This is a genomic window from Burkholderia sp. ABCPW 111 (genome assembly GCF_000773065.1).
Classification (GTDB): Bacteria; Pseudomonadota; Gammaproteobacteria; order Burkholderiales; family Burkholderiaceae; genus Burkholderia; species Burkholderia savannae.
Genome location: NZ_JPWT01000066.1, coordinates 165482 through 178105 on the forward strand (window position 1 = coordinate 165482; position 12624 = coordinate 178105).

The following is a 12624-nucleotide window of genomic DNA, read 5'->3' on the forward strand; positions in this document are numbered from 1 at the left end:
GATGGGCGGGCGTCGCTCAACGCACGAGACAGGGCCGCTTGTTGTCGAACGTCCAGTTCGGCACCAGGTACTGCATCGCGAGCGAATCGTCGCGGCTGCCGAGGCCGTGCTTCAGATACAGTGCGTGCGCGGCTTCGAGCGCGTCCTCGTCGATCTCGACGCCGAGCCCGCCGCGCGGCGGCACGGCGACGTGGCCGTCCTCGATGCGCAGCGGCTCGCGCGTGAGGCGCTGGCCGTCCTGCCAGATCCAGTGCGTGTCGATCGCGGTGATGGCGCCGGGCGCGGCCGCCGCGACGTGCGTGAACATCGCGAGCGAAATGTCGAAGTGATTGTTCGAATGCGAGCCCCACGTGAGCCCCCATTCGTCGCACAGCTGCGCGACGCGCACCGAGCCGCGCATCGTCCAGAAATGCGGGTCGGCGAGCGGAATGTCCACCGAGCCGAGCCGGATCGCGTGGCCGAGCTGACGCCAGTCGGTCGCGATCATGTTGGTCGCCGTGCGCAGCCCCGTCGCGCGGCGGAACTCGGCCATGATCTCGCGGCCCGAATAGCCGGCCTCCGCGCCGCACGGATCTTCCGCGTACGCAAGCACGCCGTCCTTGCCGCGACAGAGGCGAATCGCCTCCTGCAGCGGCCACGCGCCGTTCGGGTCGAGCGTCACGCGCGCGTGCGGAAAGCGCTTTGCGAGCGCGCTCACCGCGGCGATCTCTTCGTCGCCCGACAGCACGCCGCCCTTCAGTTTGAAGTCCTGAAATCCGTAGCGCGCGTGCGCGGCCTCGGCAAGACGCACGATCGCATCGGGCGTGAGCGCCGCTTCGTTGCGCAAGCGAAACCACGCATCGTCGGATTCGGCTTCGCTGCGGTAATCGAGATCGGTGCGGTTTCGATCGCCGACATAGAACAGGTAGCCGAGCATCGGCACGCGGTTGCGCTGCTGGCCTTCGCCGAGCAGCGCGGCCACCGGCACGCCGAGATGCTGGCCGAGCAGATCGAGCAGCGCGGCTTCGAGCGCCGTCACCGCGTGAATCGCGATGCGCAGGTCGAACGTCTGCAGGCCGCGGCCGCCCGCGTCGCGATCGGCGAAGCGGGCGCGCACCGCATTCAGCACGTCCTGCCAGCGGCCGAGCGGCTGGCCGACGACGAGCGCGCGCGCATCCTCCAGCGTGCGGCGAATGCCTTCTCCGCCGGGCACCTCGCCGACGCCGGTGTGGCCCGCGCTGTCGCGGATCAGCACGACGTTGCGAGTGAAGAACGGAGCGTGCGCGCCGCTCAGGTTCAACAGCATGCTGTCGCGTCCGGCGACGGGCACGACGCGCATGTCGGACACGACGGGCGCCGCCGTGCGGCTCGATTCGGTTTGATTCACGAGTGTCTCCATCGAAGCGTTCAGGCGCCGCGCGCGGCCGCGCGCGCAGCGGCGCCGAAGCTCGGCCGTTTCGGATCGTACGTCCAGCCCGGCACCAGGTATTGCATCGCCCGTGCGTCGTCGCGTGCGCCGGGCCCGAGGGTTTCGTACAGCGCGTGCGCCTCGAACACGCGCGCCATGTCGAGTTCGATGCCGAGCCCCGGCCGGTCCGGCACGGCCGCGTGTCCGCGCTCGATCGAAAGCGGCTCGCGCGTCAGGCGTTCGTCGGCTTCCTGCCAGATCCAGTGCGTGTCGATCGCGGTGATGGCGCCGGGCACGGCCGCCGCGACGTGCGTGAACATCGCGAGTGAAATGTCGAAGTGATTGTTCGAATGCGAGCCCCACGTGAGCCCCCATTCGTCGCACAGTTGCGCGACGCGCACCGAGCCCTGCATCGTCCAGAAATGCGGGTCGGCGAGCGGAATGTCCACCGCCTGCAGCAATGCCGCGTGGCCGAGCTGGCGCCAGTCGGTCGCGACCATGTTGGTCGCCGTCGGCACGCCGGTCGCGCGCTTGAACTCGGCCATGATCTCGCGGCCCGAATAGCCGGCCTCCGCGCCGCACGGATCTTCCGCGTACGCGAGCAGATCGCGCCGCCCCTTGCAAAGCGCGATCGCCTCGTCGAGCGACCACGCGCCGTTCGGATCGAGCGTCACGCGCGCGTGCGGAAAACGCGCCTTGATCGCCGCCACCGCTTCCATCTCGTCCTCGCCGTCCATCACGCCGCCCTTCAGCTTGAAGTCGGCGAAGCCGTAGCGATCGGCCGCGGCTTCGGCCAAGCGCGCGATCTGCGCGGGCGTCGTCGCGGCTTCGCGGCGCACGCGCAGCCACGCGTCGCCGCCGTCGGCGCCCGCCGGATACGGCAGATCGGTGTGGCGGCGCTCGCCGACGTAAAACAGGTACGCGAGCATCGGCACCGCGTCGCGCTGCCGGCCCGCGCCGAGCAGGTCGGCGACGGGCGCGCCGACGAACTGCCCGAGCAGGTCGAGCAGCGCCGCTTCGACCGCGGTCACGACGTTGTCCATCCGCAGATTGATCTCGTGCGGCTGCCGCAGCACCGCTGCCTCCGACGCCGACGTCACCTGGTGCACGGTCGCCTGATGCGCGGCGGGGCCGTCGCCCGCGAGCGCGCGGCGAATGTCGGCGAGCACGCCGTTCATGCGGCCGATCGGCTGCCCGACGACGAGCGGCGCCGCGCGCTCCAGCGCGCGGCGAATGCCTTCGCCGCCCGGCACTTCGCCCGCGCCGACATGCCCGGCGTCATCGTTCAGGATCACGATGTTTCGCGTGAAGAACGGCGCGTGCGCGCCGCACAGGTTGAGCAGCATGCTGTCGCGCCCCGCGACGGGAATCACCTGCATCCGCGTGACGCGCGGCGTGCGCGCGCACGCGACGGCTTCGATCATATTGGACGTCATGTCCGATGGCTCCGCTTACGATGCCGGCTTCAGCTCGACGCGCTTGATCTCGCCCACCACGAACAGATAGCAGACGCAAGCGACAAGCGCATGAAGCCCCACGTAGACCAGCGCGCCGTTGAACGAGCCGGTCCGGTTGACGATGTAGCCGATCGCGATCGGCGTCGTGATGCTCGACAGATTGCCGAACGTGTTCATCAGCGCGCCGGACAGGCCCGCGATCTGCTTGGGCGCGGTATCCGAATTGACCGCCCAGCCGAGCGCGCCCATGCCCTTGCCGAAGAACGACAGCGCCATGACCGCGACGACGATCCCCTGCGCGTCGACGTAATTGCACACCACCATGCTGACCGACAGCAGCATCCCGAGCACGATCGGCACCTTGCGCGCGACCGACAGCGACGCGCCGCGCCGCAACAGCGCATCGGAGATGATCCCGCCGAGAATGCCGCCGAGGAAGCCGCACACGGCCGGCACCGACGCGACGAAGCCCGCCTCCAGGATCGACATCCCGCGCGCCTGCACGAGGTACACCGGGAACCATGTGATGAAGAAGTACGTGAGCGCGTTGATGCAATACTGCGCGACGTAGACGCCCATCATCATCCGGTTCCTCAGCAGTTGCCCGATGTAGCCGAGATCTGGGCCTTCCGTCTTCGCGACGCCCGCGCGATCCATGTTGACGAGGCCGCCGCCGTTCTCGATGTATTCGATCTCCGCGCGCGTCATGCGCGGATGATCCTTCGGATCACGTACGAAGAGCCGCCACGCGAACGCCGCCGCGACGCCGATCGCGCCCATCACGATGAATACGTAGTGCCAGCTGAACGTGTGGACGAGCCACGCCATCAGCGGCGCGAAGATCACGGTGGCCGCGTACTGCGCGGAATTGAAGATCGCCGATGCGGTGCCGCGCTCGCTGGCCGGGAACCACGCGGCGACGATCCGGCTGTTGGCCGGAAACGAGGGCGCTTCGGCGGCGCCGACGAGAAAGCGCAGCGCGAACACAACCGCGATCGCGGCCATGCCGGAGAAGAAGCCGATTGCGCCTTGCGCGAACGTGAAGATCGACCACATCAGGATGCTCGCCGCATAAACGCGCCGGGAACCGAAACGATCGAGCAGCCACCCGCCCGGAATCTGCGCGATCACGTACGCCCAGCCGAATGCGGAGAAGATGTAGCCGAGCGACACCGCGTCGACGCCGAGATCCTTTTGCATCGCCGAGCCGGCGATCGAGATCGTCGCGCGGTCCGCGTAGTTGATCGTCGTCACGACGAACAGCATCGCGAGGATCATGAAGCGCACGCGGCTCATGCGCTCGACGCGCGGCGTGCTGTGCGCACCCACGGCGGGGGCTTTGATGTCCATTGTCTCCTCCTTCCGCCGGCGTCCATTATGCGCCGGTCGTTTCAGCGCCGGGCCCGTGCGGCCCGGCTTCGCGCGACTATCGCGTTCAGACCCAGTTTCCGTCGACGAGGCGGCGCAGCCGCAGCGGATTGTCGTCCCGCAGTGCGGGCGGCAGCAGCTCCGCGGGCAGATCCTGATAACAGACGGGCCGCAGGAAGCGCTCGATCGCCGCGGTGCCGACCGACGTCGCGCGCACATCCGTCGTCGCGGGCCACGGGCCGCCGTGCACCATCGCGTGACAGACTTCGACGCCCGTCGGCCAGCCGTTCGCGACGATGCGGCCCGCCTTGCGTTCGAGCACCGGCAACAGCGCGCGCGCGAGCGGCGCATCGCCCGTATCGAGATGCAGCGTCGCGCTCAACTGGCCGTCGAGCGTCTCGGCGACCGCGCTCAGCTCGGCCGCGTCGCGGCAGCGCACGAGGAGCGCCGTCGCGCCGAAGATCTCGTCGTGCAGCGCGGGCTGCTCGATGAAGTGCCGCGCGTGCGTCTCGAACAAGCCCGCGCGGCCGCGATTCGGCAAGTCGCTCGCGTCGCCGCGCGCGGCGCAACGCACGCCGGCCGCGCCCGCCAGACGCTCGACGCCGCGCACGTACGCCGCGTGGATGCCGGGCGTGAGCATCGGCTGCGCGGCGCTCGTGTCGAGCGCATCGGCGGCCGCGTTCACGAACGCGCTGACGTCGGGGCCGTCGATCGCGAGCAGCAAACCCGGATTCGTGCAGAACTGCCCGGCGCCGAGCGTGAGCGACGCGACGAATTGCCGGCCGAGCGCGCCGCCGCGCTTCGCGAGCGCGTCGGGCAGCAGGAACACCGGGTTGATCGCGCTCAGCTCACCGTACATCGGAATCGGCTGCGCACGCGATTGCGCGATGCGCAGCAACGCCTGGCCGCCCGCGCGCGAGCCCGTGAAGCCGACCGCCTGAATGCGCGGATCGGCAACGAGCGCCCCCGCGACGTCGTTGTCCGCGTGCACGAGCGAGAACACGCCGGCCGGCAGCCCGCACCGCGCGAGCGCCGCGGCGATCGCGCGGCCGACGAGCTCGGACGTGCCCGGATGCGCGGGGTGCGCCTTCACGACGACGGGGCAGCCGGCCGCGAGCGCGGAAGCGGTATCGCCGCCCGCGACCGAGAACGCGAGCGGGAAATTGCTCGCGCCGAACACCGCGACCGGGCCGAGCGCGATGCGCCGCATCCGCAGATCGGCGCGCGGCAGCGGCTTGCGCTCGGGCAGCGCCGAATCGATGCGCGCGCCAAGCGCATCGCCGGCGCGCACGACCGACGCGAACAGCCTCAGCTGATTGCAGGTGCGCGCGCGCTCGCCTTCGAGGCGCGCGCGCGGCAGCGCGGTTTCGGCGGTCGCGCGTTCGATCAGCGGGTCGCCGATCGCCTCGATCTCGGTGGCGATCGCGTCGAGAAACGCGGCGCGCGCATCGGGCGCGGTGTCGCGATACGCGTCGAACGCGGCGGCGGCCCGCTCGCACGCGCGCGCGACGTTCGCGTGCGTCGCGAGCGCGAACGCCGGCTCGAGCGTCGCGCCCGTCGCGGGGTCGATCGCCCGCACCGTGCGCTCGCCGGGTGCGACGCATTCGCCGCCCAGCATCAGCTCGCCGCTCAGAGACATGCTTCCACCTCGGCAACCTCGGCGATCCGCGCGACGAGCGCCGACAGCTCGGCCAGCTCCTCGCCCGTCAAATCTATGAGCGGCGCGCGCACGGGGCCCGCGCCGCGGCCGATCACCTTCATTCCGGCCTTCACGATCGACACCGCATAGCCGCGCTTGCGGTTGCGCAGCGCGATGTACGGCAGAACGAACTGATCGAGCATCGCATACACCTTCGCATGATCCTGCGCGCGCACGGCCGCGTAGAAATCGAGCGCGAAGCGCGGCACGAAATTGAAGATCGCCGACGAGTACGTGGTCACGCCGAGCGTCAGATACGGCAGCGCGAACGTCTCCGCGGTCGGCAGGCCACCGATGTACGTGAATCGATCGCCGAGGCGCGTGTAGATGCGCGTCATCAGCTCGATGTCGCCTACGCCGTCCTTGAAGCCGACGAGGTTCGGGCAGCGCTCGGCGAGGCGTGCGAGCGCGTTTTCGTCGAGCACCTGGTTCGCGCGGTTGTAGACGATCACACCGAGGCGCGTCGCGTTGCAGACCTGCTCGACGTGCGCGGCAACGCCGTCGGCCGACGCCTCCGTCAGATACGGCGGGAACAGCAGGATGCCGTCGGCGCCCGCCGCTTCGGCCGCCTTGCAATAGTCGATCGCCATCGCGGTGCCGTAGCCCGCCGGCGCGATCACGGGCAGACGGCCGCCCGTTTCGGCGAGCGCCGCGCGCACGACGCTATCGACTTCGGCGGGCGTGAGCGAGAAGAACTCGCCCGTGCCGCCCGCGGCGAAGAGGCCAGCGGCGTCGTGGCTGAACAGCCAGCCGAGGTTCGCGCGATAGGCGGCCTCGTCGAACGACAGATCGGGCTTGAAGTGCGTGACCGGGAAAGACAGCAGGCCGGAGCCGATCTGGCGGGCGAATTCGGTGGGCGTGTAGCGTGACATGAGCGTTCGTGCCGGTGCGGCGTGACAAGTGGTGAGCGGATTCTTGCACTGCGAACGATTCAAGTCCAAGATAAGGAATGACTCAATCAATCCATATTTTGAATCGATGTTCGAACTCAGCCAGCTTCGCTGCTTCGTCGCGGTCGCCGAGGAACTGCACTTCGGGCGCGCGGCCGAGCGCCTGCACATGACGCAGCCGCCGTTGTCCCGGCAGGTGCGCCTGCTCGAGCACCAGATCGGCACCGAGCTGCTCGAGCGCACGAGCCGATCGGTGAAGCTGACGGCGGCCGGACGCGGCTTCCTGCCCGATGCGGCCCGCATTCTGCGGCTCGCCGACGAAGCGGCGGCAACCGCGCGCCGCGTCGCGACGGGCGCGGCGGGCACGCTCGCGATCGGCTTCACCGCGTCGGTCGGCTACGGTCTCTTGCCGTCGCTCGTGAGCGCGGTGCGCGCGGCGTCGCCGGACGTGCGGCTGACGCTCAAGGAGATGGTGAGCGGCGCGCAGCTCGAAGCGCTCGATGCGCGGCTGATCGACGTCGGGCTGTTGCGCCCGCCCGTCGAGCACGGCGAGCTCGTGTCGATACCGTGCGTGCGCGAGGCGCTCGTGCTCGCACTGCCGGAAGCGGTGGCCGATGCGTGGCCGAAGCGCCCGGCGCTGCGCGACTGCGAAGGCAAGCCGCTCCTGATGTATTCGCCGTACGAGGCGCGCTATTTTCACCAGTTGGTGAGCGGGTTGCTCGAGCGCGCCGAGGTGCTGCCCGACATCGTCGAATACGTGAGCCAGATTCATTCGATGCTGGCGCTGGTGCGCGCGGGCATCGGCGCCGCGCTGATTCCGGCGGCCGCGTCGATGCTGCACTTCGAAGGGGTCGTCTACCGGCCGGTGCGCACGACGCCCGCGAAACCCGTCGAACTGACGCTCGCGTATCGCAAGGACAACGACAATCCCGCGTTCGGCGCGCTGAAGGACGTGTTGCGCAAGTCGCTCGCCGAAAGGCGCTGACGGATTACGCGCCTGCGCAGCCGGGCGTCCTGCGATGGAGCGAAGAGCCGGTGGCGCGCGTGCGAAATACGTCGTTTCGCACGCAACGCGATTAACAAATCGTTAGGGAAACTGACGTTGCCTCAAACCGAAGAAACGCGAGGCAACGGCGCAAATCGCCGCTCGCGGCGCACGCCTTCGCCGCGACGTCGATCGGACGCTCGCCGCGCGCGATCGACGCGACGAGCGCGGCATCACACAGGCCACAGCGGCCCTTCCTGCATCGCGCCGATCTGCTCGCGCAACTCGAGCACGCGCGCTTCCCAATAGCGATGCGTGTTGAACCACGGAAACGCGGCCGGAAACGCGGGATCGTCCCAGCGACGCGCGAGCCATGCCGCGTAATGAATGAGCCGCAACGTGCGCAGCGCCTCGATCAGATGCAGCTCGCGCGGATCGAATTCGCAAAAGTCCTCGTAGCCCGCGAGCAGTTCGGCGAGCGCGTGCGACGCGCCCGGCCGGTCGCCCGGCAACAGCAGCCACAAATCCTGCACGGCGGGCGCCATCCGGCTGTCGTCGAAGTCGACGAAGTGCGGGCCTGCGTCGGTCCACAGCACGTTGCTCGGATGGCAGTCGCCATGCGCACGCAGCATCCGCACGTCGCCCGCTCGCTCGTACGCGTGCGCGACGCCCTCCAGCGCGAGCGTGACCGCCGCTTCGTAAGCAGGCCGAACGTCTTCCGGCACGAACTCGTGCGACAGCAGGAAATCGCGCGGCTCGTAGCCGAACGTGTGAATGTCGAGCGTCGGCCGCGCGACATACGGCTTCGTCGCGCCGACCGCGTGAATGCGCCCGATGAAGCGGCCGAGCCATTCGAGCGTGTCGCGGCGATCGAGCTCCGGCGCGCGGCCGCCGCGCCGCTCGAAGATCGCGAAGCGAAAGCCCTCGAATTCGTGCAGCGTGCGGCCGTCGAACGCGAGCGCCGGCACGGCCGGGATCTCGCGCGCCGCGAGTTCGGCGACGAACGCGTGCTCTTCGAGGATCGCGTCGCTCGACCAGCGATGCGGACGATAGAACTTCGCGACGATCGGCGGGCCGTCCTCGATGCCCGCCTGATAGACGCGGTTTTCGTAGCTGTTGAGCGCGAGCAGGCGCCCGTCGGTGCGCGAGCCGGCGGGGATCAGCACGCTGTCGAGCGCGTCGAGCACGCGCTCGGGCGTGAGGCCTGCAAAAGGCAAGCCGGCGCTTGCGCCGGCTGCGTTGGAATCGGAAGTGGCGTCGTTCATGCCCCGCATTGTGCCGCGCGCGAGGCCGAAAGACGAGCGGTCAGTGCAGCGCCGCGCCCGCGGGGAGCACGGATTCGCCGGTGTCGATCAGATCCTCGAGAAAGAACGGCTCGGTATTGAGCTCCTTGGATTCGCCCGGCACGCCCGCGTACCAGGTCACCATCGCCATGTCCCCCAAGATGCGCTGGACGATGCCGCGCGCGCCCTTCGGCACGGCAATGTGGGTGGTGCAGACAATCGAACCGACATGCATGATGTTTCCCCGCTTTCAAAGCCGGCCGCGTGCTGCCCGGCCGGAAATACCCGAATTGCGCATCCGCGCGACGACGGCGGCGCGTATCCCATTGTTCACCGCTCATGGAATCGCGAAGGCGCGAGCTGGCGGCAAGAGCGCCGCCAATTCGCGGGATGCGTCGATCCCGTCGCCGCGACGCGCCGCTTTTTTGCGGCAGCGTCGCTCCATCATACCCTGACGCACATGGCCGACATCCGATGATTCATTCGGAAGTGCGGCCAAAAGCCAACGCGTCGTCTGACGAAACGACGCCGGGTGCGCAACCGGCGTATCGTTGAGGTTTGCTTCAGACGGAGACTCAGCGTGACTGTATCATCCGGCGCGCCGCGGCCCGCCGCCGGCGCGTGTCAGGCCGACGCGCGCGCCGCCGCGAACGCGCCGTGCGCATCGCCCGTGCCGTATCTCGAACGCGGCTCGCGCAACTACTGGCGCGCGAGCGTCGCGCTGCTGTTCGCCGGCTACGCGACGTTCTCGCTCCTCTACTACGTGCAGCCGCTCCTGCCCGAGTTCTCCAAGACGTTCGGCGTGAGCCCCGCGCAAAGCAGTCTCGCGCTGTCGTTCGCCACGGCCGCGCTCGCGGCCGCGGTGTTCGTCGCGGGCTTCGTGTCCGAAGCGCTCAGCCGCCACAAGCTGATGACGGCGTCGCTCACCGCATCGTCGCTTCTCACGCTCGCCGCCGCGTTCGCGCCGCACTGGCATCAGTTGCTGATCCTGCGCGCGCTGACGGGGCTCGCGCTCGGCGGCGTGCCCGCCGTCGCGATGGCGTATCTCGCGGAAGAAGTGCATCCGGACGGCCTCGGGCTCGCGATGGGGCTCTACGTCGGCGGCACGGCGATCGGCGGGATGGCGGGCCGCGTGATCACGGGCATCCTCACCGGCCTGTTCTCGTGGCGCATCGCGGTCGGCGCGATCGGCGTGCTCGGCCTCGCGTCGATGCTCGCGTTCCGAGCGCTGTTGCCGCCGTCGCGACACTTCACGCCGCACCGCGGCCTGAACCTCGCGCATCACCGCGCATCGCTCGCGCATCATCTCGGCAAGGGGCGTGAGCTGCCCGTGCTGTTCGCGATGGCGTTCGTGCTGATGGGCAGCTTCGTCACGCTCTACAACTACATCGGCTACCGGCTGCTCGCGCCGCCGTATTCGATGGGGCAAGCGACGATCAGCGCGATCTTCGTCGTCTATCTGGTGGGTGTCGTCGCATCGCCGTCGTCGGGGCGGCTCGCCGATACGCTCGGCCGCGGCCGCGTGCTGATCGCGAGCCTCGCCGTGATGCTCGCGGGCGTCGCGCTGACGCTGCTGCATCCTGTCGCCGCGATCGCCGCGGGCATCGCATGCGTGACGTTCGGCTTCTTCGCGGGCCACGCGGTCGCGAGCGGCTGGGTCGGCCGGCTCGCGCAACACGGCAAAGGCCAGGCCGCGGCGCTCTACCTGCTCGCGTACTACCTCGGCTCGAGCGTCGTCGGTTCGCTCGGCGGACGCTTCTGGAGCGCGCTCGGTTGGCCGGGCGTCGCGTCGCTCGTCGGCGTGCTGCTCGCGCTCGGCATTCTTGCTGCGGCGTGGCTGCGTGCGCGCGAACGCGCCGGGGCCGCCTGAGCGCACGACATCGCCGACGCGATGCCAAACCACGCGTCGGCACGTTACCTTTGACGCTATCGCAATTTTCGCTCGCAGGCTTTGCGATGAAGCCCTCGTTGCCCGCCCGCGCCGTATCGAAGCCGTCTATCGCACGGCTGCCGCGCGCGTGCGCGCATCGTCCGCCTGCCGCTCCGCCGCTCGTCGGCGTGCCGCCGCCTCCGGCTGCGTTGCTCGGCTAAACGCCGCGAAACCTCTTTCGCTCGCCGTTCGCCGCTGATCGAACCGTTCCGTGCATTTGCGCGCGGCGTGTTCGCGTGCGCACGCAACCGGAGCGTACCGATTCGATCGACAAGTGGGCTTCAGATGGCCTCAATCAGACCCGCGCTTGCGGCACATGGAGCGACGTCGCTGTTCGTGCTGCCTTGGAGCAGCGGAGCGATCTTCGACGGACTCGGCCTGCGGCATGCGTGCGCGTTCGCTTTCCTGATCGCGGGCTTCGCGCTCGTGTTGCTCGTGTTGCTCGTGTTGCTCGTGCTGCTCCTGCTGCTCCTGCTGTCACTCGCGCGACGCCGCTGGCTGCCGTCGCCCGGCGCGCGGCTCGCGACCGTCGCAACAAGGCTGCTGCTCACGAGCGACTATTCGATCCTGTCTACTCGCACGCGAACGCGGGCTCGCGCCCGGCATACTCGCGACGATACTCGGCGTGCAGCCGATCCTCACGCTCGTCGCGCTCCAACGCCGAGCATCGGGCGTGCGTCTCGCGGGGCTCGCGCTCGCTCCGATCGGCCTGAGCCTCGTCGTCCACCGCGGCATCGCTGGCGGCGACACGCCAGCATCCGGCACTGCATGCCGAGCTCTGCGCGTTGCTCGCGATCCCGACGGGCGCGCTGCGGCAAAAACGCGCGCGCGGCGCCGATCGACGCGCCGCCGCAGCGGAACGCAGCCGGCCGTGGGCTTTGTGCGCTGATCGCGCCGTTCGAGCCGCTCTCGTCCGAAGCGAGCTCGTCGCTCTCGCGGCCGCTCGCGTGGTTCGGCGTCCTGATCTCGGTGTTCACGCAATTGCTGTTCTGGCGGCTGATGCAACACGGCGATCTCGTCAACGTGACGAGTCTCTTCTACCTCGTACCGGTCGTGACCGCGCCGATGAATACGGCGTGGCGCGGCAATCGCCGCGCGCCCTTCGAGATGGTCGGCGCGGTCGCGATTCTCGCCGGGCTTGCGCTCGTGTTCCAGCGCCCCGCGCACGCGTGACGACGGCATGAAGACAAGCACCCGCACTGCAGCATGCGGGCGCCTTTCTCATGGCATCGCAACACAAGAAAGCATTCAGAAAGCAATTACGAAAGCATATCGTCGGATTGTTTGCGACAAACGGAGCAATCTGCGCTTTTTCGTCGCGCTGCGAAGCTTCGGATAACCAAAAAACGCCGGCCGTTTCCTATACTCGAAACAACCGGCCGCCCAGCAGGCGGCCGGATCGGATAAGAAAGGAGACACGCATGTCGACTTATTTCACGATTGGCGACTTCATCCTGCTGATCCCGATGGCGCTCGCCGGCGCGCTGTTCCTCGGCGCGGTCCCGTGCGCGACCGAATTCCGTCACAACGTGCTGCGCGTGCTCGGCGCGATGCTCGGCGTGGCCGTGGCCGTGCTGCTCGTCGAAGGGCTCCCTGCGCTGATCTAGCTGTCGCGCTCGCACCGC

10 protein-coding genes and 1 pseudogene are annotated in these 12624 nt (G+C 69.0%); 4 read left to right on the forward strand and 7 right to left on the reverse strand.

From position 1 onward, the window contains the following. Nucleotides 1-16: 16 nt before the first annotated feature. The 5 genes from gudD to kdgD form a co-directional block, all read right to left on the reverse strand. Nucleotides 17-1378, reverse strand: a complete 1362-nt coding sequence (gene gudD, locus X946_RS14095; protein WP_038748533.1) for a glucarate dehydratase — start codon at nucleotides 1376-1378, stop codon at nucleotides 17-19. 8 nt (nucleotides 1379-1386) lie between these two features. Continuing rightward, nucleotides 1387-2823 (reverse strand): enolase C-terminal domain-like protein, encoded by a 1437-nt coding sequence (locus X946_RS14100; RefSeq protein WP_038748535.1) that lies wholly within the window; start codon nucleotides 2821-2823, stop codon nucleotides 1387-1389. Nucleotides 2824-2838: 15 nt separating this feature from the next. Further along, nucleotides 2839-4194 (reverse strand): MFS transporter, encoded by a 1356-nt coding sequence (locus X946_RS14105; RefSeq protein WP_038748537.1) that lies wholly within the window; start codon nucleotides 4192-4194, stop codon nucleotides 2839-2841. Between the two features lie 85 nt (nucleotides 4195-4279). Continuing rightward, the gene (locus X946_RS14110) at nucleotides 4280-5851 is read right to left on the reverse strand and encodes an aldehyde dehydrogenase (NADP(+)) (protein ID WP_038748539.1); all 1572 of its coding nucleotides are present in this window, start codon (nucleotides 5849-5851) and stop codon (nucleotides 4280-4282) included. Continuing rightward, entirely contained in the window at nucleotides 5842-6783 is a 942-nt protein-coding gene (kdgD, locus tag X946_RS14115) for a 5-dehydro-4-deoxyglucarate dehydratase (protein ID WP_038748541.1), read from the reverse strand. The genes X946_RS14110 and kdgD overlap by 10 nt, the downstream gene beginning before the upstream one ends. Nucleotides 6784-6889: 106 nt before the next feature. On the opposite strand from kdgD, the gene X946_RS14120 reads away from it, so the two are divergent. Then, entirely contained in the window at nucleotides 6890-7786 is an 897-nt protein-coding gene (locus tag X946_RS14120; protein WP_038748543.1) for a LysR substrate-binding domain-containing protein, read from the forward strand. A gap of 233 nt (nucleotides 7787-8019) precedes the next feature. Here the strand turns inward: X946_RS14120 and X946_RS14125 are convergent, their stop codons facing one another. Beyond that, complete coding sequence (locus X946_RS14125; RefSeq protein WP_038748544.1) at nucleotides 8020-9051, reverse strand: serine/threonine protein kinase; 1032 nt, start codon at nucleotides 9049-9051, stop codon at nucleotides 8020-8022. A 40-nt stretch (nucleotides 9052-9091) separates the two neighbouring features. Continuing rightward, nucleotides 9092-9304, reverse strand: coding sequence for a hypothetical protein (locus tag X946_RS14130; RefSeq protein WP_004198969.1), 213 nt, complete (start codon nucleotides 9302-9304; stop codon nucleotides 9092-9094). A 345-nt stretch (nucleotides 9305-9649) separates the two neighbouring features. Here X946_RS14130 and X946_RS14135 point away from each other — a divergent pair, with 345 nt between their 5' ends. The 3 genes and pseudogenes from X946_RS14135 to X946_RS14145 all read left to right on the forward strand — a co-directional run bounded on the left by X946_RS14135 (nucleotide 9650) and on the right by X946_RS14145 (nucleotide 12606). Beyond that, complete coding sequence (locus tag X946_RS14135) at nucleotides 9650-10939, forward strand: MFS transporter (RefSeq protein WP_038748545.1); 1290 nt, start codon at nucleotides 9650-9652, stop codon at nucleotides 10937-10939. Between the two features lie 345 nt (nucleotides 10940-11284). Continuing rightward, a pseudogene (locus tag X946_RS14140) lies at nucleotides 11285-12172 on the forward strand (EamA family transporter). 248 nt (nucleotides 12173-12420) lie between these two features. Beyond that, entirely contained in the window at nucleotides 12421-12606 is a 186-nt protein-coding gene (locus X946_RS14145; RefSeq protein WP_038748546.1) for a hypothetical protein, read from the forward strand. Nucleotides 12607-12624 lie beyond the last annotated feature (18 nt).

Excerpts from the sequence above, each read along its gene's own strand:
- gudD (WP_038748533.1), bottom strand. The coding sequence starts at position 1,378 with ATGGAGACACTCGTGAATCAAACCGAATCGAGCCGCACGGCGGCGCCC.
- X946_RS14120 (WP_038748543.1), top strand. The coding sequence starts at position 6,890 with ATGTTCGAACTCAGCCAGCTTCGCTGCTTCGTCGCGGTCGCCGAGGAA.
- X946_RS14125 (WP_038748544.1), bottom strand. The coding sequence starts at position 9,051 with ATGAACGACGCCACTTCCGATTCCAACGCAGCCGGCGCAAGCGCCGGC.
- X946_RS14105 (WP_038748537.1), bottom strand. The coding sequence starts at position 4,194 with ATGGACATCAAAGCCCCCGCCGTGGGTGCGCACAGCACGCCGCGCGTC.
- kdgD (WP_038748541.1), bottom strand. The coding sequence starts at position 6,783 with ATGTCACGCTACACGCCCACCGAATTCGCCCGCCAGATCGGCTCCGGC.
- X946_RS14145 (WP_038748546.1), top strand. The coding sequence starts at position 12,421 with ATGTCGACTTATTTCACGATTGGCGACTTCATCCTGCTGATCCCGATG.
- X946_RS14100 (WP_038748535.1), bottom strand. The coding sequence starts at position 2,823 with ATGACGTCCAATATGATCGAAGCCGTCGCGTGCGCGCGCACGCCGCGC.
- X946_RS14130 (WP_004198969.1), bottom strand. The coding sequence starts at position 9,304 with ATGCATGTCGGTTCGATTGTCTGCACCACCCACATTGCCGTGCCGAAG.
- X946_RS14110 (WP_038748539.1), bottom strand. The coding sequence starts at position 5,851 with ATGTCTCTGAGCGGCGAGCTGATGCTGGGCGGCGAATGCGTCGCACCC.